The sequence below is a fragment of the Telluribacter humicola genome (assembly GCF_017355935.1).
Taxonomy (GTDB): Bacteria; Bacteroidota; Bacteroidia; order Cytophagales; family Spirosomataceae; genus Telluribacter; species Telluribacter humicola.
On sequence record NZ_JAFIQT010000001.1, the window covers coordinates 90,706 to 114,665 of the forward strand.

General features: G+C 50.3%; 20 protein-coding genes. 6 read left to right on the forward strand and 14 right to left on the reverse strand.

All coding sequences use genetic code 11. The features are described from left to right. Window positions 1-98 precede the first annotated feature (98 nt). The 3 genes from gatB to proC all read left to right on the forward strand — a co-directional run bounded on the left by gatB (window position 99) and on the right by proC (window position 3,795). Window positions 99-1,595: an Asp-tRNA(Asn)/Glu-tRNA(Gln) amidotransferase subunit GatB gene (gene gatB / locus JUB14_RS00400; protein WP_207503462.1), complete on the forward strand. Its 1,497-nt coding sequence runs from the start codon at window positions 99-101 to the stop codon at window positions 1,593-1,595. A 69-nt stretch (window positions 1,596-1,664) separates the two neighbouring features. Beyond that, window positions 1,665-2,801, forward strand: a complete 1,137-nt coding sequence (locus tag JUB14_RS00405) for a TlpA disulfide reductase family protein (protein ID WP_207503464.1) — start codon at window positions 1,665-1,667, stop codon at window positions 2,799-2,801. Window positions 2,802-2,991: 190 nt separating this feature from the next. Continuing rightward, window positions 2,992-3,795, forward strand: a complete 804-nt coding sequence (gene proC, locus JUB14_RS00410) for a pyrroline-5-carboxylate reductase (RefSeq protein ID WP_207503467.1) — start codon at window positions 2,992-2,994, stop codon at window positions 3,793-3,795. 85 nt (window positions 3,796-3,880) lie between these two features. Here proC and purB read toward each other — a convergent pair whose 3' ends face one another. After that, on the reverse strand, window positions 3,881-5,236 hold the full coding sequence (gene purB / locus JUB14_RS00415; RefSeq protein WP_207503469.1) for an adenylosuccinate lyase: 1,356 nt from the start codon (window positions 5,234-5,236) through the stop codon (window positions 3,881-3,883). Between the two features lie 156 nt (window positions 5,237-5,392). Between purB and JUB14_RS00420 the strand changes: the two genes are divergently transcribed. Then, a complete protein-coding gene (locus JUB14_RS00420; RefSeq protein WP_207503471.1) occupies window positions 5,393-6,133 on the forward strand; it encodes an MIP/aquaporin family protein in 741 nt (246 codons plus the stop codon). 184 nt (window positions 6,134-6,317) lie between these two features. Here the strand turns inward: JUB14_RS00420 and JUB14_RS00425 are convergent, their stop codons facing one another. From JUB14_RS00425 to JUB14_RS00485, 13 genes are all read right to left on the reverse strand, one after another. Next, window positions 6,318-7,601 carry a M16 family metallopeptidase gene (locus JUB14_RS00425; protein WP_207503473.1) on the reverse strand — a complete coding sequence of 428 codons (1,284 nt, stop codon included), beginning with the start codon at window positions 7,599-7,601 and terminating at the stop codon, window positions 6,318-6,320. Between the two features lie 96 nt (window positions 7,602-7,697). After that, window positions 7,698-8,891, reverse strand: a complete 1,194-nt coding sequence (gene porV, locus JUB14_RS00430) for a type IX secretion system outer membrane channel protein PorV (RefSeq protein ID WP_207503475.1) — start codon at window positions 8,889-8,891, stop codon at window positions 7,698-7,700. A gap of 109 nt (window positions 8,892-9,000) precedes the next feature. After that, entirely contained in the window at window positions 9,001-12,408 is a 3,408-nt protein-coding gene (gene porU, locus JUB14_RS00435) for a type IX secretion system sortase PorU (protein WP_207503477.1), read from the reverse strand. After that, window positions 12,371-13,003, reverse strand: a complete 633-nt coding sequence (locus tag JUB14_RS00440; protein WP_207503479.1) for a SprT family zinc-dependent metalloprotease — start codon at window positions 13,001-13,003, stop codon at window positions 12,371-12,373. The genes porU and JUB14_RS00440 overlap by 38 nt, the downstream gene beginning before the upstream one ends. 66 nt (window positions 13,004-13,069) lie before the next feature. Continuing rightward, window positions 13,070-13,252, reverse strand: a complete 183-nt coding sequence (locus JUB14_RS00445; protein ID WP_207503481.1) for a hypothetical protein — start codon at window positions 13,250-13,252, stop codon at window positions 13,070-13,072. Window positions 13,253-13,404: 152 nt separating this feature from the next. Next, complete coding sequence (locus tag JUB14_RS00450; protein WP_207503483.1) at window positions 13,405-14,181, reverse strand: phosphoglycerol geranylgeranyltransferase; 777 nt, start codon at window positions 14,179-14,181, stop codon at window positions 13,405-13,407. Further along, window positions 14,162-14,551 carry a hypothetical protein gene (locus JUB14_RS00455; protein WP_207503485.1) on the reverse strand — a complete coding sequence of 130 codons (390 nt, stop codon included), beginning with the start codon at window positions 14,549-14,551 and terminating at the stop codon, window positions 14,162-14,164. The genes JUB14_RS00450 and JUB14_RS00455 overlap by 20 nt, the downstream gene beginning before the upstream one ends. Window positions 14,552-14,731: 180 nt before the next feature. Then, window positions 14,732-15,067: a phage holin family protein gene (locus JUB14_RS00460; RefSeq protein WP_207503487.1), complete on the reverse strand. Its 336-nt coding sequence runs from the start codon at window positions 15,065-15,067 to the stop codon at window positions 14,732-14,734. 10 nt (window positions 15,068-15,077) lie between these two features. After that, window positions 15,078-15,692 carry a bifunctional phosphoribosyl-AMP cyclohydrolase/phosphoribosyl-ATP diphosphatase HisIE gene (hisIE, locus tag JUB14_RS00465; RefSeq protein WP_207503489.1) on the reverse strand — a complete coding sequence of 205 codons (615 nt, stop codon included), beginning with the start codon at window positions 15,690-15,692 and terminating at the stop codon, window positions 15,078-15,080. 81 nt (window positions 15,693-15,773) lie between these two features. After that, entirely contained in the window at window positions 15,774-16,553 is a 780-nt protein-coding gene (gene hisF, locus JUB14_RS00470) for an imidazole glycerol phosphate synthase subunit HisF (RefSeq protein ID WP_207503491.1), read from the reverse strand. Between the two features lie 13 nt (window positions 16,554-16,566). Next, window positions 16,567-17,289: a 1-(5-phosphoribosyl)-5-[(5-phosphoribosylamino)methylideneamino]imidazole-4-carboxamide isomerase gene (gene hisA / locus JUB14_RS00475; RefSeq protein WP_207503493.1), complete on the reverse strand. Its 723-nt coding sequence runs from the start codon at window positions 17,287-17,289 to the stop codon at window positions 16,567-16,569. Beyond that, complete coding sequence (hisH, locus tag JUB14_RS00480) at window positions 17,286-17,873, reverse strand: imidazole glycerol phosphate synthase subunit HisH (protein ID WP_207503495.1); 588 nt, start codon at window positions 17,871-17,873, stop codon at window positions 17,286-17,288. Before hisH ends, hisA begins: the two co-directional genes overlap by 4 nt. Window positions 17,874-18,238: 365 nt before the next feature. After that, window positions 18,239-19,147, reverse strand: coding sequence for a DUF72 domain-containing protein (locus JUB14_RS00485; RefSeq protein ID WP_207503497.1), 909 nt, complete (start codon window positions 19,145-19,147; stop codon window positions 18,239-18,241). Between the two features lie 239 nt (window positions 19,148-19,386). On the opposite strand from JUB14_RS00485, the gene JUB14_RS00490 reads away from it, so the two are divergent. Together JUB14_RS00490 and JUB14_RS00495 are read left to right on the forward strand one after the other, a co-directional pair. After that, window positions 19,387-20,877, forward strand: coding sequence for a M14 family zinc carboxypeptidase (locus tag JUB14_RS00490; protein ID WP_229367458.1), 1,491 nt, complete (start codon window positions 19,387-19,389; stop codon window positions 20,875-20,877). Window positions 20,878-21,102: 225 nt separating this feature from the next. Further along, window positions 21,103-23,919: a TonB-dependent receptor gene (locus JUB14_RS00495; protein WP_207503499.1), complete on the forward strand. Its 2,817-nt coding sequence runs from the start codon at window positions 21,103-21,105 to the stop codon at window positions 23,917-23,919. Window positions 23,920-23,960: the final 41 nt, after the last annotated feature.

Here is a 23,960-nt window from a genome sequence, read left to right on the forward strand (position 1 = left end):
AATGCTCAGCTAGAGGAGAAGGCTTTCCCAATCCCGCTAACAGCTTCGCTTTCTATGGGCAAACCATTATCTTTGTAAGAAGCGTCTTTATTTTAAGCATGATTTCTACAACACTACAACCGGCCGAAGTGACGGACGAACTTTTAAATAAGTACGAAACCGTAATCGGACTCGAAGTACACTGTCAGCTTCTGACTGATTCCAAATTATTCACTACTGATATAAACCGTTTCGGAGCCGAGCCCAATACCAATATCGGTGCGCTGACGCTGGCCCTACCGGGTACCCTTCCCAAGCTCAACAAGAAGGCCCTCGAGTTCGCCGTACGTATGGGGCTGGCCTGTGGCTGTACTATTACCCGCCGTACTATATTTGACCGTAAAAATTACTTCTACCCTGACCTTCCTAAGGGATATCAGATCTCTCAGGATAAGGCGCCGATCTGCCAGGGAGGAGGGATTCTGATCACGACCAAAGGTTCGGACGGAAAACCCGTAGAAAAGACTATTCGGTTTCACCACATTCACCTGGAAGAAGACGCGGGTAAGTCCGTACACGACGGCAACGATACCGCTACCCTGCTGGACTACAACCGGGCAGGTACACCTCTGATCGAGATGGTATCGGAGCCTGATCTGCGCTCGGCCGAGGAGACAGGAGCCTACGTGACGGCGATCCGTCAGTTGGTAAGGTACCTGGATGTTTGTGATGGCAACATGGAGGAAGGTTCCCTGCGCTGCGATGTGAACATATCGATCCGGCCCTGGGGACAGGAGGAGTTCGGTACCAAAGTAGAGATTAAGAATATGAACTCGATCCGCAACATCATGCGGGCTGTAGAGTACGAATGGCGGCGTCAGGTGGCATTGGCCGAGAGTGGAGGTACCATCACGCAGGAAACCCGGATGTTCGACGCTGATTCAGGACAGACGTATGGGATGCGGGTGAAAGAAACCATGAACGACTACCGCTACTTCCCTGATCCGGACCTGTGCCCGGTAGAACTATCGGACGAGTGGATGGAGGAGGTAAAAGCCAAGATGCCTGCGTTGCCTAATGAGCTGCGTGAGAAATTCGTAAACCAGTATGGTATACCTGCCTACGATGCGGCTCAATTAACCGATACCAAGGAGATGGCTGCGTACTTCGAAGAACTCTGCAGCCACACTGCCCACTACAAAACGGCCTCTAACTGGCTGATGGGCCCGGTAAAATCCTACCTGAACGAAACCGGTGAAGATATGGAGGCTTTTCCTCTGAAAGCTGTCGTGCTGGCCGGACTGATCGAACTGGTAGAAACAGGCGTAATCAGTCACTCAACAGCTACTCAGAAAGCCTTCCCGGCCCTGCTGGAAAACGCGGAGCAGTCGCCCCGCGAGCTGGCCGAAGCAAATAACTGGCTGCAGAACCGCAATACCGGAGAGTTGGAAACGTTGGTAGATGAGGTATTGGCCGCCATGCCGGATAAGGTAACTGCTTACCGCAAAGGAAAGAAAGGACTGCTTGGGCTCTTTGTGGGAGAGGTGATGAAAAAGTCCCGCGGAACGGCTGATCCTAAGCTAGTGAACGAATTGCTGGCAGAAAAGCTTAAATAGAACAAGTGGCCAATTAAAGAGTTGATCTTTACTGGACTACATCCATATATCTAATCAAGAAGCTGACGTATGAAAAGGATGATGTATCTGATGGGACTGGTGCTGTGGGGCGCGATAGCCCAGGCGCAGACGCCCAAGGAGTTCACCGTTGCAGGAAAAATTAAAAATGGTAGCGCAGGCGAGAAAGTATACCTGCAGCTGTCTACGAACCCACCTACCGTAGTAGATTCAACTACGCTGGCGGCCGATGGTACTTTTACTATCAAGGCCACGGAAAAGGACGGTGGTAATTTCTACATTCTTAACGTAGCTAACCGGCAGAGGGTCGTATTGCTGGTAGAGGGCGGCGAGCAGCTCAATGTGGTGGCCGATGGCTATGAGCAGGACCCTAACGGTAAGCCAGGCCAGGCCGAAGTGAAAGGCTCCAAAAATATGGAGTACTATGGGAAACTGGTAACGCTAAACCAGACAATGGTTGAGAAGGTGAACAAGTGGACAGAGGAGTTTAACAAAGCCAACGAGAAGAAAGATACTAAAAAAGCGCAGGAGATACAGGGAATCTTTCAGAAAGCTGAGGAAGAGCATCTGTCCAAAATTAAGGCAATGATTCCTGAAATGGGTACTTCAATGGTAGCCATCTTTGCCGCTAATAACCTCTTAAATCCAGAGCGGGATTTTGAATTGATGAATGCCGTGGCGGAGCGGTTCCAAAAGGAGAACCCGGACTCCAAGCTGGCTCAGATGTACATTGGCTACATTAAGCGGCTCAAAGGTATCGCGGTAGGTGATGTCGCCCCGGATTTTACGCTTAACAGCCCCGATGGTACCCCTATTAGTCTTTCTTCGCTACGCGGTAAGTACGTCCTGATCGACTTTTGGGCCGCCTGGTGTGGTCCCTGCCGTATGGAAAACCCTAACGTCGTGAAGATGTACAATAAGTACAAGGACAAAGGCTTTACCATCTTTGGCGTGTCGCTGGACAGCAGCAAAGATGCGTGGCTAGGGGCGATCAAGAAAGATGGACTGCCCTGGCACCACGGCTCCGAGCTGAAAAAGTGGAATTCGGAAGTTGCCCAGACCTACGGGGTCAATGCTATACCGGCTACCTACCTGCTAGATAAAGAGGGCAAGGTAATTGCTAAAAACCTACGCGGAGCCTCTCTGGAAAACAAACTGGCTGAGCTGCTGGGAAGCGAAGGTAAGTAAGATACCATCTAGGTAACGATACATTAGTGAACGGTACTATTCAGATAGTACCGTTTTTTTGTGCCTTACTGGTTCATTCCCCGTTGGTTTCTTCGGCTCAGACACGTGCTTTTTGTATCTTGCTGCCTGTTTCTGAGCCACAAGTAGTTGCGGCAGGAATAGCCTTGTACTTTTAACCCCTCTTTTGTTCATGAAGATTGCCATTGTTGGGTGCGGTAATATGGGAATGGCCTTTGCCCGTGCCTTTTTAAAATTTGACCTGGTCAAGAAAGAAGACTTCCTGCTGGTGGAGAAGAGCCCGGAGCGTATGGAGAGCCTGCGTAGCTTTCAGCCGGGTGTACTGACAGGTATCATTGGCCCGCAGATTGGCGAGTACGACCTGGTAATCTTATCAGTAAAGCCCCAGGACTTTGTATCAGTACAAGGGGTGCTGGCGGAGGTAATAAAGCCGCATCAGGTGGTGTTCTCTATTATGGCCGGTATTACCATTGCTACCATTCAGGAAGCTTTGCAGCATAAACTGGTTATACGGGCTATGCCTAATACTCCGGCCATGCTCGGAATGGGTATTACGGCCTATGCCTCTTCACCGGAAGTAGATCTGCAGCAGCTCCGCCGGGTAGAGAATCTAATCAACGCGACGGGACGCTCCGTATTCCTGGAAGAAGAGAGCCAGCTGGACGCCGTTACGGCACTTAGTGGTAGTGGACCGGCTTATTTCTTCTACCTCGTCAAAGCTATGGTGGAGGCCGGTAAGCAGATGGGCTTTGAGGAGTCGGTGGCTTCATTGCTGGTAAAACAAACCATGCTGGGCTCTTTCCACCTGATCAACAACGCTGATAAATCACTAGATGAATTGATAAAAGCTGTAGCCTCCAAGGGAGGTACTACCGAGGCAGCCCTGCGGCAGTTTGAAGAAGGATCACTGGCCGAAACGCTGGCTAAGGGTATACTAGCCGCAGAGACCAGAGCTAAAGAACTTTCGAAAGGATAACTTTTATAATTAGAAGTGAAAATGGAGAGTGAAAAACAGAATTACTGTTTTTCACTCTCCATTTTCACTTCTCACTTTTTACTAATTACCTGTTATCTTCTACAATACCCAAGTAGTTGAATGGAGTGATTCGGCGTAGCTCCTCGCGTACGGACTCCGATACATCCAGCGTCTCTACAAAACGTGAGATAGATTCGTGGGTGATCTTCTCATTAGTACGGGTAAGATTTTTGAGCGCTTCGTAAGGCTTGGGGTACCCTTCCCGGCGCAGGATTGTCTGAATGGCTTCTGATACCACGGGCCAGTTATCTTCCAGGTCCTGCTTCAGTATCTGTTCGTTCAGCTCCAGCTTACCTAATCCTTTCAGCAGCGAGTTCAGTGCGATGAGCTGGTGCGCGATAGGTACGCCTATGTTACGGAGTACCGTGGAGTCGGTCAGATCGCGCTGTAGCCTTGAAACAGGCAGCTTGGCTGAGAAGTGATCAAAAAGCGCGTTGGCGATACCCAGGTTTCCTTCGGAGTTCTCAAAGTCAATAGGGTTGACCTTATGCGGCATAGCCGATGATCCTACTTCGCCCGCTTTGATCTTCTGCTTAAAGTAGCTCATGGATATGTACGTCCACAGGTCACGATTGAGGTCAACCAGGATCGTATTCAACCGTTTCAGACCATCAAACGTAGCCGCCAGGTTATCATAGTGCTCGATCTGGGTGGTGTGCTTGCTGCGCTTCAGTCCCAGGCTCTCAACGAAGCGGTGCGCGAAGTCCATCCAGTCTACGTTCGGGTAAGCTACATGGTGGGCGTTGAAGTTACCGGTAGCCCCGCCAAACTTGGCTGAGTAGGGTACACACTCCAGCAGCTCAAACTGCCGCTCGATCCGCTCAACAAATACCAGGAACTCCTTACCTACGCGGGTAGGTGAGGCCGGCTGACCGTGCGTAAAGGCCAGCATAGGTACATTACGCCACTCGATGGACATCCGCTTCAGGACAAATAAGACTTGTCTGAACAGCGGTTTTACCTGCTTTTCCAGCGCATCTTTCAGCGACAGCGGTATAGCCGTATTATTGATATCCTGAGAGGTAAGTCCGAAGTGAATAAACTCCTGAAGCTCGCTTAGCCCCAGTTGGTCGAATTTTTCTTTAAGAAAATACTCGACAGCCTTCACATCATGGTTAGTTTCCTTCTCAATGTTCTTTATATGAAGAGCGTCATCCTCGTTGAATCCTTCGTAAATGTCGCGTAGCCTGGGGTACAGTTTCTTATCAAAATTGGCCAGCTGCGGGAGGGGAAGTTCACAAAGGGCAATAAAGTACTCTACCTCTACCAGTACACGGTAGCGGATCAGAGCATACTCTGAAAAATAAGCAGAAAGCTCGGCTACTTGTTTATGGTACCGCCCGTCTACAGGAGATATAGCCGTTAGTTGATTTAAAGCCATCGTTACTAAAATAGATGTTAGTATACAAAGGTAGGGGATTTAGTGGGTTGTGTTTTAGGGTTTTTGCGGGAAAATCTTCTTCCTGGTATTTGCTGTGGAAATTTTAATACAATTCTCATATTTGTCAAAAGTTCATTCTAAACCCTACTAGTATTTATGCAAACTACTCCCTTTATCGGTGAGCTTATTGGATCTCTCGTACTGTTACTTCTGGGCAATGGCGTAGTAGCCAACGTAGTACTCAAACAAACCAAAGGAGAAGGCGGAGGCTGGATCGTAATTACCACCGGCTGGGCCTTTGCCGTTGTGATGGGAGTATTTACGGCCAATGCCTTTGGTAGTCCTGATGCCCATATCAATCCGGCCGTAACGCTGGCTTTTGCGGTGTTACATAATGACTACAGTCAGGTAGTCAGCTACATCAGTGCACAGATGATCGGGGCTTTTCTGGGAGCCATACTGGTGTGGGTATACTACCTGCCGCACTGGAAGGCTACGCCTGATCCGGGGGATAAGCTGGCCTGCTTTGCTACCGCACCCGCTATCCGGACCAACGGCCCCAACTTCATCAGTGAAGCACTGGCTACCTGGGTGCTGATCGTGGGTATCGTAGCCATCAGCCGGGCGGGAGCTATTCCGGAGAGCGGCGCTATACCATCCGGATTAGGGCCCTATCTGGTAGGTCTGCTGGTGTGGAGTGTTGGTCTATCGTTGGGAGGATCTACCGGTTATGCTATCAACCCGGCCCGTGACCTGGGCCCACGGGTAGCCCATGCTATTCTGCCCATTCCGGACAAAGGACACTCCGACTGGGGCTATGCCTGGATACCCGTAGTAGCACCAATGGTAGGAGCTGCTCTGGCGGCTATTATGCTGCAGATATTTGCGGTACAATAAGCTATTAGGTGTTAGTTATTAGCTATTAGTACTCTTTTTCCCTGGCCTGTTTTTCAAAGGCCAGGAACCATGGTGAAATAAGTAGGTACTACCTAAAGCTACAGCGCCCGAGCCTGTATGACAGGTCCGGGCGCTGTACTATATAGGGCTTAATATAAAGTTGCTAACGGCTAATAACTAACCACTATTTTCCCCCAACCACTACCTCAGTCAGGTCTTCTTGTTGGAGGTAGTGGTTAGCCATCTGCTGAATATCTTCGGCGGTAGTAGCGTGAATCTGCTCAATATATCGGTCAAAGAAGTCGGTTGGTAGTTCGTCAAGGAGCAGTATTTTCTGGCGGTCTGCAACCTCAAAAGCCGTATTAAGCGATCCGGCAAATTCACCTGCCATAAAGTTTTTTACGTTTTGTAGCTCATCATCCGGTACGGGCTGTGTCTGCAGGATGTTTATCTCCTTTCTGATCTCGTCCAGCGTCTGTTGCGTAAATTCTTTCTTTACATCGGTACCAATGGTGAAGTAGCCATCGTGCCGAAGCGTGACAACACTGGACGAAATACCATAGGTAAGACCTTTCTCCTCCCGGATGTTCTTCATGAGCCGCGACCCGAAGTACCCCCCCAGGATCTCATTCGTCACGAGCATTTTGAAATAGTCAGGGTGCTTGCGGGTGAACAGTCGCTTGCCCAGCCGGATCGACGACTGTAAGCTTTCTGCCTTTTCGGTTAACGAGGCGCCACCTACTGCCGGTAAGGCTGAATAGTCCAGTTCCGTTTCGGATGGAGTTACAAGCCCCTGAACCTGCCCCAGGTACTGATTAACCAGTTGGATCTCCTGCTGCCCTACCTGCCCCGACAGGATCATGCGGTAGCTGCTGTTCCGGATGTGCTGCTCGTAATGCGCCTGAGCGGCTTCTCTGCTTAGTTGATCAATCTGCTCTTCGCTTTGGCCGCGGCCGTATGGATGCTCGGTGCCGTACAGGCTGGCCCGCAGCTGTCGGGTAGCCAGGTAGGCGTTTTTCTCCTGATTGACACGCAGGTTCTGTAACGTAATATTCTGAAGGTCCTCCCACTCTTTCTCCGGAAAAGTAGCCGAGGCTATTAGTTCCTGCACCAGAGGCAGTACCTCGGGTAGAAAGCGGGCCAGGCAGTACACGACTATACCGGCGCGATCAGCGGAGTGCGTCATTTCGGTAAAAGCTCCTACGTAATCAAAGGCTTCGCTTATACCGGCGGAGCTACGCGTCAGGGTACCTTCAGTCAGCATCTTAATGGCAAAGTAAGAGGCACCGGGCTGTGACTCGTACCAGGTACCGGCCTCGAAGATACATTCCAGCCTGATGACGGGCTGTTCGCCAATATTGATAACGTGTAAAGCTATACCATTATCAAGTGTAATAGTCTCGGCATCGGGCAGATGTATAGAGCGGATGATGCGGTAAGAGGGAGCGATGGTTCTATCTAGTTGCATAGGCGTAGTCAAGAAGGCTATAAAAAACGAATGACATCCTAAGGGGACGTCATTCGTACTACTATAAAAACTCTGCCGTAGCAGATTTAGTTCTGATTATTCATCCACCTCATTCAGTCCGGCTACGCTCTTCTTATTCAGACTCATTGAGAGGGAGAGGCGCAGGGTTTGGGCGAGTGGGCTACCCTGACGTACCGGCATCAGGTAAGCAAAGTCAAGTGCGTACTTCTCCTGAAAACGGAGACCAAAACCAGCCGTAAAAAACTTGCGGTCGCCTTTCATACGGCTTTCGCCAAAGTATCCAAAGCGGGCGGCAAATACATCATTGTACCAGTACTCTACACCGGTTGATAGTGAAATCTCTTTGAGTTCTTCGCCAAATCCGTCGGGGGCGTCGGCAAAGGAGCCGAAAATACCCGTCATCAGCGGTAGATCACGTGGGTCGCGGCCCCGTACGGCTACGTACTGTCCTGCCTGATATTGCCACACCGGAGGAGTGGGTACCATCAGCTTATTAGCGTCCAACAGGAAATTGAAGCGGTTGCGACCGTCGGCGGTATAGGATATACCGGTACCTATCTTCAGGTTGGTAGGAATAAAATAGCGGTCTTCGCTACCGTAGGATACCTTACCTCCCAGGTTAGAAATCATAGCTCCCCACGACCACGTCAGGTTGCTACCCGTTTCCAGATTTGAAAATTCTTTCTTGTAGTAGGCACTGATATCACCGGCCGCGGTTTGAGCGGGACGTACCGAAAATCCACTCACTACAGCATTACCAGCCAGGTTGGAGTACACATATTTCAGCGTCAGACCCATGGAGAAGTTCTGGGAAAGCTGACGGCTATAAGTACCTGCGGCAGCCAGTTCCTGCGCTACAAAGTAGCCTATATTCATTCCCTGATTGTTGCGTAGATCAATCTCACCATTATTGAAGTAATTTATAGAGAAAGCTACGGCCTGTCCTTTACCCACTTTTTTATAAGCAGAGATATAAGACAGAAACATATCATCTACCAGGTTGCGAAGCCAGGGCGTATAAGACACAGATACACCAAAGTCTTTTTCTGCATAAGGAAGTTTGGCAGCGTTCCAAAACGTAGCGTTAGCGTCAGGGCTAAGAGCGACACCGGCATCACCTAAGGCAGCACTACGGGCATCGGGAGTAAAGTTCAGGAAAGGTAGTGCTATGGATGGAATACGCCGGGTGGTGTCGGTGGTAAGCGGTTGAGCAAGTAGACTGCCTGCCCAGAAAATAAATAAAGATAAGCTAACGAAAAAACGTTTCATGTTTCTTTGGTTTTACTGGCAGAGGCCCGTGGGGTACACTCAGACAGGGAAGTCAAAATTACGACGAAAGTAACAGAATAATTAAATTTTTTACAACAATTCACCTCAATCACCGTGCCATAAGCAATTTGCCGGCCCGCCGATCGCTACTGCCATCTTTAACAGAACGAACGGATAGCTCATACAGGTACGTGCCAGGGACAACAGGTAATGATAGCAACGTTTCGGGCTGTAAAGCCTCACGTATAGTTTTTTCACTTGTATAATATATCCAGCGGTAGGTACATAAAGTTTGGCCGGATACGCTAAAGATCCGAAAAAAGACCTCGATGTCTTCACTGTCACGGGTATGTTCTAACTCAAACGACAGCTGTTCCTGGAAGGGGTTAGGAAATACAATGGCTCGGGTAAGTTTGATGCCGGATTCAGGTCCGACTATGAAACGCAACGTTGATTCGGAGGAGTTAGTATACGTATCCCATATTTTTACGTGTACGGTATATTCGCCCGGAGGAAGCAGTCCCAGCGGGAATCGGATGGTACCTTTTCGGTAGTCGTCGGTTTGGGTAACGAAATATTCGTTTAGTACAAATGTGATAGAGTCATTCAACGTAGCCAGCAGCTCATGTCCCAGCCCGGCCTGCGATATATTGATACCGCTTTCGTCGGCGGCTTCGATCCAGAGTACTGACGAGGCAGGCACTACCTGCCCATCCCGGAAGCTGCTGTCGTTGAGGTACGCCCTGATCTGGGGCGGGGTGCGGTCCGACAGCTCATTTTTGCTACCACCTACCACGATTCCTAACTGCCCGGCAGCATCATGAAGGCTATCTTTGCTGACGGCATACACACTGACCCGCCCTTCGCCCAGCCGGTAGTCAATATTACGGGGGACCACAAACTCTACATTGAAGCGGCCGTTCCTGACGCTAACCATACCATCAAAAAGTCGGCTACGGTATTCGCTGTAAGTAGCGGCGGTACTTTCGGAGCCTGCGGTCCGGAAACTGACAGGTTTATCAAACAGGGTTACACGGGCCATCCCCTCAAAAGTACTTTCGGCCGATGAGGAGCCTCGTTCAGCTACCAGGCCCTCCAGCTTCACCTTTTGGAGCGCACGTAGCGTATCAGGCAGAGCTGCCCACTGTATCTCGTACCCGGGCCGGGCCAGCCGCATGGAAGGATCTCCGAGCAGCGTAAAGTTTCGGTTCAGGCTACCGCTGAGGCTCCTGTTCTTTGTGAGCCGGACTATGTCGCCCATTCGTCCACCGGCCCCCACCGCAGCCATAGCTTCGTAGAAGGCTTTATTCAATGAGAAATTAGTACTGGCAAAAACGGGCCGCGTAGTAGTAACAGCCCCAATGGCCGCTCCCCGTGGGCTCAGTACCATAAGTTCCGCTCCTGATACCAGTGCGGGATCGTCATAGCGCCCAAATTCGCAGGTAGCCGTGACGAGCAGGGGCATATTGTTGTACCCGCGTAGTGATAGCATATCCGACAGCATCAGTACCTGCTCCTCGGCCCAGCCACTGATGCCACCGTGCCCGGTGTAGTTCAGGATCAGGGTACCTTCCTCCACACTTCGGCGGACAGCCGCATTGAGATCAGGTGCCTTAGGTCCCTCCGAAGTAGTAAGTTGCGAAAAAGCATCTATAAACAGACGCTGGGGGAGCAGGTAGGATTGCGTGAGCCCGGCCAGTTCGTCGGCGTGCTGCTGGTGAATATTGCCATCGCCATCGTCGGCCACAAAGCTGATGCGGTTACGCCAGGCACCTTTAGTTCGGGGAGAGGTATCATAATAGACTAGTTTATCCACCATAGTACGAGCCTCTTCGGCTGTTTTGGCGGGTAGGCGGCCAATGCCTATCTCTAAGGTATGGTCACCGGCTGTGGATTCCTGCCATTCTCCTTCACTGTTCTCCAGAAATCCGAAGTAGTCATCCGATGAGTAGGTGAATACCGGATGCAGCGATTCACGACTTTCGTAGACCGGTACCCAGTTCTGCTGTTGGGCTGGCGATAGGGTACGGTTGCGATTGCGGTAGTCGTAGGTGGCGTCGCCAAACAGCAGGAGGTACTTCAGTTTGTCTGGAGCCTTTTGATAGAGGTGCCGCACAAAATCACGAATAGCCGATACATCAGCCCGTCCAGCCGAGTACGCATTATATACCTGATCGGTAGTGACTACCTGTACATCCAGCCTATCGTGCTGCCTCCGGTGTTGTGCCAGGCGCTGGGCCTCTGTCTCCCAGGCTTTGGCGGTCACAATAAGCAGATCAGGTACTGGACTATTAGTTATTTGCTGATTAGGAACATGCTGCCACGCCAGTGGGTCAAGGGCCTGCTGCGGGAGGAAGCCCACGTAAGTACGCACCTGCCGTCCCCCCTGCGCCCTAAAATGCGCTATACCTGCCGAAGTTCGCTGTAGCAGGGCCTGGTGCGGAGAATGGGGCACCGTGACATCCCACCAGAGCCAGTCGGAGGAGTTGACTTGTATGCGGTATAGTACTGTATCACTTGTAGCGGGCAAAAATCGGTATACCTGCTGGCCGTCATACTGCTGAAGGCGCCGCTTAGCCTGCAGGGCTATATAATCCAGGTAAGCCTGAGCGTTGGCCTGGCCGTTTTTATCAAACTGTACCCCTACTGTAAAAGCAGACGGAGGAGAAGCGGGCACCTGGTAGAAGTAGTCTTTTTCGGCTATCTGGGCCCGGAGGTCATAGCGGTAGGTAGATACCGTTCCTACGGGCTGCTCGCCTACCTCCTGCCCATTGACCTGCCAGCGAAAGCGGGTAGCTACCTGAGCCGAGGCGATGGCTCGGGTCCAAAGCCGGGCTTCGGTACCGGGTACTATGCCGGGCAAGGGGATCGAAAGATTTAGCTGGCCGTTCAGACCCAGGTATTCGCCCCACCATTCCCGGCCCGATTGCAGCAGATTGACTGACTCCTCCTCATGAAACCAATAGTCATCAAACTGATCTACAGTTTTACCGCCTTCCACGCTTACACTTTCGGTACCCATAACGCGTAATCCGGGAGCTTTGCCCTGCGTCAGGAAGTAATAGGTTGTATCGGCGTAGTAGTTGATCTGGTGTCGGAAACCAGCTCGGGCGGAGTCATAAAGTACTTGATGAGGGGCTTCAGCGTAGAAATATAGCATATCACTTTCGTCAAACCGGCCATCTTCCTGTCCGGTAACCCATACTGCGTTTTGAGTAAGGCCCTGGGGGCGGGGGGTACTATTAGCCTGCGGAAGCATTGCTCCTCCATTCCCATACAACTGTAAGTACTGAGGGTTCAGCGTAGTCAGGTCAAAGCCCATCTTACGCAACAGAGCCGCATTGATCTTGTAGATACCGGTTTGGGTGGAACTTAGCCTGCGCCAGCTACCTTCTGTAAGTGCAGCGGCTGGCTGGGCCTGTATAGTGGCAGTCAGTAAGCTCCAGACCAGTACCCAGAGCGGCACTACGTAGCGTATGTTATTCAGGACAAAGTTCACTTTGTTCCACCAGCGCATGGGCAGGAATGGTATAGCGGCGTTGTGATGCCTTTTCGGTGCAGAGTACACGGGTACGGCGTAAGGCGCCACGAATAAATTCTCTCTTTTGAAAAACGAAAACAGCGCCTTCGCTTAGGTGCATCAGGGGCATTTTATTATTTTCTCCGGCCGTATCATATTGCTTAAGGGCCAGCAGCAAAGCAGGATCGCTTCCGGTCGATGCCTTTGGATTTAAAGCATACTGCTGCAGAGGGCGGAGAATGTCCGCCGGAAGTATCTGTTCATGAAGTATAGGTTGCAGCAGAGCACTGAATAGGGTCTTCCATTCAGGTCCGTGGGGAGCTACCTTTTTGCGGTACATTCGTCCGGAGTATTGACGGTATACGGCACAGTGAGCTACTTCGTGAATGTAAGTAATCAGAAAGCTATAGGAGTTGAGGTTGGCATTGACCGTGATGCGAGGTCGCTCTTTAGGACGGACCATAAAATCACCAAGGCGACTCTGGCGGGGACGTGATATGTGCAGGTCAAAATCATACTGCCGCCAGAGCTGCTCACAATAGGCTAGTGTAGCAGAGGGAAGATATGTGGCTAAAACGGTCGCTATTTCCATGCCCTGAATAAAAAAAGAAGCCTTATTTGCATAAGGCTTCCCATTTCTTTAGACTTTCGTCAATAATTAGCGAATAGTATCGCTAGTCATTGTAGTATCCATAGCCATTGTGTCAGCAGCCATTGTGTCTACAATAGCAGTGTCAACGCTAACTGCAGTTGTGTCAGCAGCTTCTTCTGAAGGCTTGCTTGTACAAGCAGCGAAAGTTACCATTGTAGCTACGAAAGCGAATGCAAGTACTTTTTTCATTTTTTGCGGTGTTTTAAGGTTTGTGCTACAAAAGTAGTACAAAAATGGATAAGTCAATACCTGGATCGTTGTATTTTTCTAAGAACTTAAAAATTCCTTAGAAAATAATGTGATAGCTAGAATTTGTACAACAATTACTGCTAATAGTAGCATTAGAGGATGCGTTCTGACTGAGTATTAAAGGCTTTTACGGCCTGTGCGACCTCAGGTAACAGATTGGGATTACGCTCGATGCCATTGCCAACCACTACCACATCGGCGCCAGCCTCCAGCGCCAGGTAGGCTTTTTCGGCTGTGTTGATTCCTCCACCTACTATAAGCGGGGTTGAAGTAACATCACTGACTGCCTTGATCATGGCCGGGGGTACTGGTTCCTGCGCTCCGCTACCGGCATCCAGATACATGTACCGGAGGCCGAGCATTTCACCGGCCAGAGCGGTGCAGGCGGCAACGCTGGGCTTATCACGTGGGATAGGAATGGTATTACTTATATAGGATACGGTAGTGAGCTTGCCGCTTTCAACCAGCATGTAGCCGGTAGGGAGTATCTCGATTCCGCTCTTGCGCAAAATAGGTGCCGCAATCACATGCTGACCGATGAGCAGCTCGGGATTGCGACCTGATATTAAAGACAGTAGCAGGATAGCGTCGGCTGAAGGATCGATATGCAAACTACTACCCGGAAACAGAATCGCAGGGATTGGAGTATGGGCATGAATGGCTGCAATCAATTGGTCAATAGCATAATGAGTAACCAGGCTACCTCCAACGAAGAAAAAATCTACCCCCTCACCTTGAGCGTATTGCAGAAAGTCCGGGAAAGTAGCTATGTCGACCTTATCAGGGTCCAGGAGTACAGCAAAAGACTTTCTGCCTTCAGCCTGCTTTTCCGTGAGTAATGTCGATATATTATAGTTCGCTTTGTGCATTCGTAGTATGCTCTGCTTCCAAAAAATCTGTTAGCCTTTTGCGTGCCCAGGCCAGGGCCATTGATAAGGCCACGCCCTTTAAAGTACTTCCTAAAGTGCTGCTATTGCTTTCTTTACGAGGTTTATCTGCGGATGGTTTATTTTCGGCAGGAAGTAAGGCCTCCATAGCCAGATATACGCCAGCTACTACTCCACCGATTACTAAAGCATGCTTACCGTAATAAAGAGTATCATCTTTTACCTCATCCCACTGGGCTTCGATCTGTGCCCGGTAGTGCTCTGCCAGTGCTTGTAATTTTCTCTTCTGTTCCTCAGTATCAAACGAAAAAGGCTGATAGGTGGATGTTGCATCATTAAGCGTGAAACTCATCGGGTAAGCGTACGTTAGTAGCGTTTGGGGCTAAAATTAAAGAAAAGTAACGAATTGAACGAAAAACGGGTGGTATGGTCTCTCTAATTAGTACTATGCCTACCCTGCCCGCTGTACTATTCTGCTATAGTCAGTTGCATGGTGTAAGGAGGGGCTGAAGTCTTCGACTTATTGCAAAGCTTAGTCCAGAATAGCCCCCAGTATAGAGGATACTACGGATACAATAAGACTGAAAATCAGTGCGGATAGAAATCCGCCCACATCAAAACCAGCTACCAAGAAGTCTACCAGATATATAATGAATACATTGACTATGAAGTAGAATAGCCCCAGCGTCATGATGGTTAGAGGCAGGGCCATGATCTGAAGGACAGGCTTAAGAAAGGTGTTAAGTAAGCCTAGTACAATGGCTACAACAATGGCTGATCCCAGACCATCCAGGTAGACGTCAGTCAGAAGGTTAGCGGCTAGTAATACAGCCAGGGTGTTAACAACCAGGCGAATCAGTAAGCTCATAGGTGGTAGTTTAGCGGTGTCGGGTAGTAAGTACGTCAATTACATGATCCAAATCAACGTTTTTGTGTTCCAGCAGCACCAGCAGGTGAAACAGCAGATCGGCTACTTCTCCCTTGAATAAATCATCATTGGTGTCTTTGGCCTCAATGACTACCTCCACGGCCTCTTCCCCTACTTTCTGTGCAATCTTGTTGACGCCCCGACCAAACAGCTGGCTGGTGTACGACTCCTCCGAAGGGTTCAGTTTGCGCTCCCGGATCACCTGTTTCTGCAGGTAATTAAGGAACGACGCTTTACCGGTATTTGTTTCGCCGAAGCAGGTGTCATCCCCGGTATGGCAGGTAGGTCCGGCCGGATTGGCCTTGATAAGTATAGTATCCCCGTCACAATCCACCAGGATCTGCTTTACGTGCAGGAAGTTATCAGAGGTTTCGCCCTTGGTCCAGAGGCGTTGCTTGCTGCGGCTGAAGAAAGTTACCTTGCCCTCCGCCTGGGTCTTCACCAGGGCATCCTGGTTCATGTAGCCCAGCATCAGTACTTTGCCTGACACGGCATCCTGCACTACGGCGGGTACCAATCCATCAGCGGCCTTCGCGAAATCTATAGTAGTAAGGTCTGTATTCATTTCAATAGAAGAAATAGTAACTCTTTATATAATGGGATGAAATCGCTCAAAGCTAACACCTGACAACCTAATTGCTACTACTTAATTGGTCATCCGCATGGGCAGGTGGTGGTCGCGCAGGTAGTTTTTAAGATCAGGTATATCAATTTCGTGAAAATGGAAGATACTGGCGGCCAGTCCGGCGTCGGCCTTTCCGGTAGTAAATACTTCCCGGAAGTGATCCATAGTACCCGCACCTCCCGAAGCGATGATCGGAATGTTAGCATTGGCCGAAATAGTACCAGTCAGTTCCAGCGCAAAGCCATTCTTAGTACCGTCGGAATCCATGGACGTGAGCAGGATTTCGCCCGCTCCGCGTTCTTCTACTTCCTTTGCCCAGGGTATAGTACGTAATTCAGTAGGTTTGCGTCCCCCGTGGGTATGTACAATATGCTCTTCGGGCATGCCTTCACCCAGGGATATGTAGCGGGTATCAATAGCTACCACGATACACTGACTCCCAAACTCCAGCGCCAGCTCATTGATCAGGTCCGGATTGCGGACGGCAGCGGAGTTGATCGATACTTTATCCGCCCCGGCGTGCAGCAGGGCCGATACATCGGCCTTGGACGATATGCCTCCTCCTACCGTAAAAGGTATATTGATGGTATGCGCTACCCGGTGTACCAGCTCCAGGAGTGTCTTGCGCTCCTCTACGGTAGCCGTAATATCCAGGAACACCAGCTCGTCAGCGCCCTGCTCCGCGTAGGCAGCGGCCAGTTCGACGGCATCACCCGCGTCGCGCAGGTTCAGGAAGTTGACGCCCTTAACGGTCCGGCCATCTTTTACGTCTAGGCAGGGTATGATTCGTTTAGTCAGCATAGGTCAGGTGGATTTAAGCCAGAAACCGTTTCAGTTCATCCAGCGAAATTCGGTTTTCGTAGATGGCTTTTCCAATAATGACCCCAAACAGGTTCATTTCTGCCAGCTTCTCTACATCCTTGATATCACTTACGCCTCCGCTGGCAATGATGTTCAGCTCGGGACACTTGTCCTGCAGGTTACGGTACAGGTCGTAAGAGGGGCCCTGTAGCAGACCATCTTTAGCTACATCCGTACTAATGGTATAGCGGACGCCTTTCTCCACGTACTCTTCCACAAAGTCATACACCCACAGCGTGGTACCTTCCTCCCAGCCGCTCACGGCTACTTTTTCGTTACGGGCGTCGGCCCCCAGTATGATCTTATCACCACCATACTGCTTTAGCCAGCTCTCGAATAGGTCCCGGTTCTTGACGGCTATGCTGCCTCCGGTTACCTGCTTAGCCCCACATTCAAAGGCAACACGCAGGTCCTCGTCCGACTGTACACCGCCGCCGAAGTCAATATGCAGGCGAGTCTTGGACGATAGTGTTTCGAGTACCTTCCAGTTGACGATCTTTTTGGCCTTGGCGCCGTCAAGGTCGACCAGGTGCAGGCGGGTTAGGCCGGCATCTTCAAACTGCTGGGCTACTTCCAGCGGATGCTCGTTGTATATCTTTTTCTGGTTATAGTCACCCTGGGTAAGGCGTACGCACTTGCCTTCTATAAGGTCAATAGCAGGTATAATCTGTATCATAGCGTCAGGAAGTTATGGAGTATTTGCTGGCCTACGTGTCCGCTGATCTCGCAGTGGAACTGGGCGGCGTAGAAGTTATCTTTGTGCAGCATGGCGCTGAAAGGCCGGATGTACTCACAGGTAGCCACGGTATACTCACAGACCGGCGCGGCGTAGCTGTGCACAAAGTACACGTAGGCGTCGTCGGGTAGGCCCTGGGTGAGCGGAGTGGTATAGTCAAATATGTTATTCCAGCCCATGTGGGGTACTTTATAGCCCGGTGTAGCCGGAAAACGCTGTACATCCACGTCAAAGATCCCCATACAGGTGGTGTTGTTCTCCTCGGAGTAGCGGCACATGAGCTGCATACCCACGCAGGTACCTAATACCGGCTGCTTCAGCGAAGGAATCAGCTTGTCCAGCCCTTTTTCGCGCAGGTAGCTCATGGCAGTACTGGCCTCTCCTACTCCCGGAAATATTACCTTGTCGGCGGTACGTATCTCGTCTTCGTCGTCGGTATAGATATACCCCGCACCCAGGCGATCGAGGGCGTACATGACCGACTGCACGTTGCCGGCGTTGTACTTGATAATGACGGTTTTCAAGTTTTTAGGTATTAGCTGTTAGCCATTAGTGATTAGGTATTAGCTGCCAGGTGTTAGCTTATTTGTTCAATAAAAGCATCCCCGTAGTACTTATATAAATATCTCTCCTTTTACTGCCAAGGCCTGCGGCGGTTGACCGGAGGAGCGCCTCCCGCTGCCATGAGATCAAGGTAAAAAATGAAGCCCGACTCTTAAAAAGAACCGGGCTTCTGGGGTACTATGTATTCAACCTTATTACACCTTTACTCGCAAAAACACATCACCCGATGGACCCGATTGTGAACAACCGATGGTGGAGATGATATGTTCCTGCGTTTGTCATGGCACAAAGGTACAAAAACTTTGCAAGTGCGATGCATAAATTTTCAAAAAAGAGAACCTTGAATGGGCTGTACGCGGATAGAGGGAGCTTCTAAAGATAATCCTAATTGCTTATTCAACTGCTCTACCCAGTATTTGGTTAGTTCGGGGGCCAGCAGGTTTTCACCGCAGTGTATAAATATGTAAGCTGTCTGCAACCCCTGCTCAAACCACTCCCGCAGCCGCTGTACCCAATCATTAGTACGGGTGTAGTCGGTCGGGTGCAGCTCATGACCGACAAAACGAAGAGCCGCTACCGGCGTCGAAAGCCCCATGTGCAGTACGTCGCGTCGTCCGGCTACGTCGGTAAGTATGGTACCAGCACCCAGTTCGTGAAGGGTCGCCAGTACCCGGTGCCAGCGGTACTCATCCAGGAACCAGGCCGCATGCCTGAACTCAATAGCAATGGGAAAGCCCTGGGGCAGAGCTTTCAGAAAACGAATCAGCGTGGGCAGTCGGGCCGGGTTGAAGGCGGGCGAGAGCTGCAGGAAGGTAGTACCCAGATTTTCTTCAAAGCTCAGTACCGACTCAACAAACCGATTGGTAAGCATACTGACACCCAAAAGTTGTGCTTCGTGGCTGATGGCCTGTGGCCACTTCGGACAAAAGCGAAATCCGGAGGGTACCATTTCCTTCCATCGCTTTACCGTTTCGAGACCAGGTATTTGGTAGTAGGTACTGTTGAGTTCGATGGTGCTGAACTGGCGGGCGTAGTGGTACAGGAAGTCCTTGTCTTTGGTATTAACCGGATAAATTTTACCCACCCACTCCTTGTTGGCCCAGATGGGTGGGCCTATGTATACCTGCCGGGCAGAGGGCTCCCCACTCTCTTTCAGGACCAGCGCCGTGTGCGGGTGGTCAGGCGGGAGCGTAAAGTCTATCTGGCTTATATCTTCTACTTTTCCGAAATCCATACTCTATATAATATAGTAGCCATCGTATCAGCGGCACTTGTAACCTTTTCAGAGTACTAATAACGCTTTGATGATCCTTAGGGATTAATAGTTGATGTAAATTTAAAAAGTATCCGGTAGATAAATAAAGGATCAATCACATAGCAACCCATTCACAATGATTACTTTTGTAGGTCCTATCTGATGTGTAAGAGAAACCCTTTGAACTAATGGTGAGGTACGTCTCTCCTATTGGTAACATGGAACGAATTATGAAAGCCCTTTTATCTGTTGCTATGTCTGTACTTGCTGCTTCTGCGACGCTGGCCCAGCCTACTGAACTGGCGCGTCGCCTGCACGATACCCACACTACCTACCGCGAAGCCTCCCTTACCCAGCGCCGATTCAAACACAAGGATGTGCAAGCCCTGATTCAGGAAAGGGAGGAGAACCCTATGTACGAGATTACCAAAGTGGGAGAATCCTATGAGGGGCGCGATATCCGGATGATTAAAGTAGGACGTGGCCCGCATAAAGTACTGCTCTGGTCGCAGATGCACGGCGATGAGCCGACCGCTACCATGGCTATCTTTGATATATTCAACTTTCTGGAGGCCCGCAACGATGGCTTTGACCAGTTCCGGAAGCAGTTGCTGGATAGTACTACACTGTACTTTGTACCCATGCTCAACCCTGATGGAGCCGAGCGGTACCAGCGCCGCACTGCCCAGGGAATCGACATGAACCGCGATGCCCTGTACCTGCAGACGCCCGAAAGCCGCATCCTGAAAGGGTTGCAGCAGAGCCTGAAGCCAGAGTACGGATTTAACCTGCACGACCAGAGTCCCCGCTACTCCGCCGGGCGTAGCCCCAAGGCAGCTACCATCTCCTTCCTGGCTACGGCCTACGACTACGAGCGTTCAATCAATCCGGTGCGGGAGCGCTCTATGCAGCTGATCGTACGGATGAACCGGATGCTGCAGCACTTTATACCCGGACAAGTAGCGCGCTACGCCGACGACCACGAGCCCCGTGCCTTTGGCGATAACGTACAGAAGTGGGGCACTACCCTGATCCTGATCGAGTCGGGAGGCTACGCCGGAGATCCGGAGAAGCAGTACATCCGCAAGCTCAATTTTGTGGCGATCCTGTCAGCATTGGGTGCTATAGCCGACGAGTCACTGACGCAGGAAAACCGCAATGACTACTACCAGATTCCCGAAAACGATAAGTATCTCTTCGACCTCCTGATCCGCAACGCTACTGTAAAGCAGGGAGGTAAGCAGTACCGTACTGATTTGGGAATTAATCGTAACGAGATCAACTATGCCAACGCCAGCAAATTCTTCTACCATAGCAAGATCGAAGAGTACGGCGACCTATCTACCCACTATGGCAGCCAGGAAATAGATGCTACAGATTATGTCATAGAGCGCGGAAAGGTATATCCAACCCCTTTTAAGAATATGAGCGAGCTAAGCAAGATAGATCCGTGGGAGCTACTGAAGCAGGGATATACCTACGTAACCCTTACCCCCGATGCAAATACACGTACCCTCGGTTTGTACTTTACCGTGCATCCGCTGCACGTGCTTCGGAAAGGCCAGGTATACTCAGGGCCGGTACAAATGGGCGAAACAGCTTCTTTTATATTGAAAAAAAACGGAAAAGTACGCTATGCCATAGTGAATGGATTTGTGCACGATGTGCAGGAGGAGACAAGGAGGCTAGGTAATGGTATTGTAGAATAAGCAGAAGATTCTATTGTGTAATGGAGCAGAAGCAGCTGATGCTTCTGCTTTTTTTGTGATTGTGCGAATCCAGTGTTGGGTGTTTCTATATTTTAATAAATTATTGTATTTCAATATTTTAGCCAATGTTATTGAAATAATAGAGCCGTAATACTGGCTTAACATTCAGGTAATATTGTCCATCTACTTTTGTGGCACGTAACATAAGTTTACTGACACCAAAGTATGAAAAAGCAAATTTTAACTCTCATTTTCTCTGTCTTGACGATGGCCTTGGCCGTTGCTCAAACGGGCTCTATCAAAGGTACCATCGTTGATGCCAAGACCAAAGAGGCTATCATCGGTGCCAGCATCCTGCTGAAAGGTACTACTCCTCCCCTGGGATCTTCCAGCGACATTGAAGGAAACTTCGAAATCAAAAACGTTCCGACCGGAGCTCAGACTGTACTGGTTAGCTTTGTATCCTACAAGACCAAAGAAATCCCGGTAACGGTTTACCCCAATCAGACAGTACTTATTAATACTACCGTTGAAGAAGACGTCGCTACCCTCGAAGAAGTAAAGATCACTGGTCAGCGTCAGACATTCACGGATGTGTCAGTAATCACCGAGATCAAGCAGGCTGAGCAGATTGCCGTAGGTATCTCAGCCCAGCAGATCCAGAAATCACAGGACCGTGATGCTTCGCAGGTCATCCGCCGGGTACCCGGTGTATCTATCCAGGACGACCGCTTCGTCATCATCCGCGGTCTGAATGAGCGCTACAACACTGTAATGCTCAATGATGCCATCACTCCTTCTACCGAAGTAGATGTAAAATCTTTCTCTTTTGACCTGATCCCCAGCTCCGCCATTGACCGGATGCTGATTTTCAAATCAGGTGCTGCTGAACTACCCGGCGAGTTTTCGGGTGGTGTAATCAAGATATATACCAAGACCATCCCTGATGAAAATGGACTGAGCCTCAGCCTGACCTCAGGCTACCGTAGCGGTACTACCTTCCAGAACGTACTGTCTCACCAGGGTTCTTCACTGGATTGGCTTGGCTTTGGTGCTGGTGACCGTAAACTCCCCTCTTCTTTCCCCTCTACCAAAAGATTGACTAACGAAGGAGTACCTTCTGACCGCAGTATCGCCGCTTTCCGTAACCTGCCTGAGTACTTCACTGCCAAGAATATAACAGCTGTACCTGATCTGCGGGCTTCACTGGGCTACAACGCCAAGTTCTTTGTAGGTGATAAAAAGCTGACTACCTTCAACAACATCAGCTACTCCAGTACTCGTCAGGCCATGCCGGTCAACCAGTACCGCTACCTGTCGTTTGATCAACAGAAGCAGGAGTCGATGCTATGGGTAAACTATAACGACCAGCAGTATGCCGAAAACGTACGTCTGGGTGTGATGTCAAACTGGGCGCTTATCCTGAACCCTAACCACAAGATTGAATTTCGTAACCTGTTCAACCAGCTGGCTAATAAAGAAACAACCTTCCGTCAGGGATTCACACAGGAGAATGGCCGCGAAGTACAGAACTACGCCTTCCGCTACGAGTCCAAGAGCATTTACTCAGGCCAGTTGAGTGGTACCCACGACCTGTCTGACCTTACTACGGTACGCTGGACCGGCGCCTTTGGATACACACACCGCGAAGAACCTGACTACCGTCGCTTCGTATCAAGCCGTAACATAGGTTCGGATGATCCTTTCACCGTAGAGGTAGTACCTGGTAGCAACGCCAGCCTTGCCCGTACCGCCCGCTTCTTCTCTACACTTAATGAATATACTTCGTCCGGAAGAGCTGACGTAGAGCACCGCATCAACCGCAGCGGTTTCGAAGGAGACGAGAAAATGCAGATCAAACTGCGCGCCGGAGCCTACGCCGAATACAAAGACCGTGCATTCAAGGCTCGTTGGTTCAACCTGATCAATCCGGGTGGCGTATCACAGGAAATCCTGAACCAGTCGCCTGAGCAGCTTTTTGACGAGAGCAACATCGCTACTGATAAACTGTACTACGGCGAGCGCACCAACTTTGATGATCGCTATACCGCTCAGAATATGCTGGCAGCCGGTTACGTAGGAGCATACATACCTTTCTCTTCCAAGTTCAACGTATCGCTGGGAGCGCGGGCTGAGTACAACCGCCAGCAGCTACAGAGCCGTCAGCGTGGATCAGGTACCCGCATTAAGGTAGATAACCCTATCTTCCGTCTGCTGCCTTCGGTAAATATGGCGTACAACTTCACCGAGAAGACCCTGCTGCGCCTGGCATATAGCACCACTGTCAACCGTCCTGAGTTCCGTGAGCTGGCTCCATTTACCTACTATGACTTTGCTTTTGACGTATCACGGGTTGGTAATCCTAACCTGAAGACGCCTTCGATCCAGAACATGGACCTTCGCTACGAGTGGTACCCACGTGATGGTGAAGTGATATCGGTAGCAGCCTTCTACAAGCACTTCAAGAACCCAATCGAGGCCCGTATCCGCTACGCCGGTTCAGGAGTATCCTTCTACGTAGATAACGCCGAAGAGGCCTACGCTGCGGGTGCCGAGCTGGAAGTACGCAAGTCTCTCAAGAATATGACTAACTCCGGCTTTGTCAACAACCTGACTCTGCTCCTAAATACCTCAATAATTAAGAGTGATGTACTGACAGGCTTTACCGGACAGGAAAACAACCGTCAGCTACAGGGACAGTCGCCTTACCTGATTAACTCGGGTATCTATTACAACGATGCGGACCGCGGCTGGCAGATCAACCTGCTCTACAACGTAATCGGTCGCCGGATCTTCCTGGTAGGTGATAAGGAAATCCAGCCTACTGTGTACGAAATGGCCCGTAACGTAATAGATGTGACCGTAATCAAATCCCTGGGTCAGCACCTGGAACTGAAAGTAGGTGTACAAGACTTGCTGAACCAGCCCTTCCGCCTGATTCAGGACAGCAACCTCGACCAGAAGATCACCAATGTGGATGAGCCTTACCAGACTTACCGTCGCGGCTCGTACTCGACCATCGGTCTGAGCTACAAATTCTAAGAATACCCTAACTAATTATACATTTATCAGTCAGATTGTTT

Coding starts and splice junctions, on each gene's coding strand:
- gatB (WP_207503462.1), top strand. CDS start 99: ATGATTTCTACAACACTACAACCGGCCGAAGTGACGGACGAACTTTTA.
- JUB14_RS00405 (WP_207503464.1), top strand. CDS start 1,665: ATGAAAAGGATGATGTATCTGATGGGACTGGTGCTGTGGGGCGCGATA.
- proC (WP_207503467.1), top strand. CDS start 2,992: ATGAAGATTGCCATTGTTGGGTGCGGTAATATGGGAATGGCCTTTGCC.
- purB (WP_207503469.1), bottom strand. CDS start 5,236: ATGGCTTTAAATCAACTAACGGCTATATCTCCTGTAGACGGGCGGTAC.
- JUB14_RS00420 (WP_207503471.1), top strand. CDS start 5,393: ATGCAAACTACTCCCTTTATCGGTGAGCTTATTGGATCTCTCGTACTG.
- JUB14_RS00425 (WP_207503473.1), bottom strand. CDS start 7,601: ATGCAACTAGATAGAACCATCGCTCCCTCTTACCGCATCATCCGCTCT.
- porV (WP_207503475.1), bottom strand. CDS start 8,891: ATGAAACGTTTTTTCGTTAGCTTATCTTTATTTATTTTCTGGGCAGGC.
- porU (WP_207503477.1), bottom strand. CDS start 12,408: ATGCGCTGGTGGAACAAAGTGAACTTTGTCCTGAATAACATACGCTAC.
- JUB14_RS00440 (WP_207503479.1), bottom strand. CDS start 13,003: ATGGAAATAGCGACCGTTTTAGCCACATATCTTCCCTCTGCTACACTA.
- JUB14_RS00445 (WP_207503481.1), bottom strand. CDS start 13,252: ATGAAAAAAGTACTTGCATTCGCTTTCGTAGCTACAATGGTAACTTTC.
- JUB14_RS00450 (WP_207503483.1), bottom strand. CDS start 14,181: ATGCACAAAGCGAACTATAATATATCGACATTACTCACGGAAAAGCAG.
- JUB14_RS00455 (WP_207503485.1), bottom strand. CDS start 14,551: ATGAGTTTCACGCTTAATGATGCAACATCCACCTATCAGCCTTTTTCG.
- JUB14_RS00460 (WP_207503487.1), bottom strand. CDS start 15,067: ATGAGCTTACTGATTCGCCTGGTTGTTAACACCCTGGCTGTATTACTA.
- hisIE (WP_207503489.1), bottom strand. CDS start 15,692: ATGAATACAGACCTTACTACTATAGATTTCGCGAAGGCCGCTGATGGA.
- hisF (WP_207503491.1), bottom strand. CDS start 16,553: ATGCTGACTAAACGAATCATACCCTGCCTAGACGTAAAAGATGGCCGG.
- hisA (WP_207503493.1), bottom strand. CDS start 17,289: ATGATACAGATTATACCTGCTATTGACCTTATAGAAGGCAAGTGCGTA.
- JUB14_RS00485 (WP_207503497.1), bottom strand. CDS start 19,147: ATGGATTTCGGAAAAGTAGAAGATATAAGCCAGATAGACTTTACGCTC.
- JUB14_RS00490 (WP_229367458.1), top strand. CDS start 19,387: ATGGAACGAATTATGAAAGCCCTTTTATCTGTTGCTATGTCTGTACTT.
- JUB14_RS00495 (WP_207503499.1), top strand. CDS start 21,103: ATGAAAAAGCAAATTTTAACTCTCATTTTCTCTGTCTTGACGATGGCC.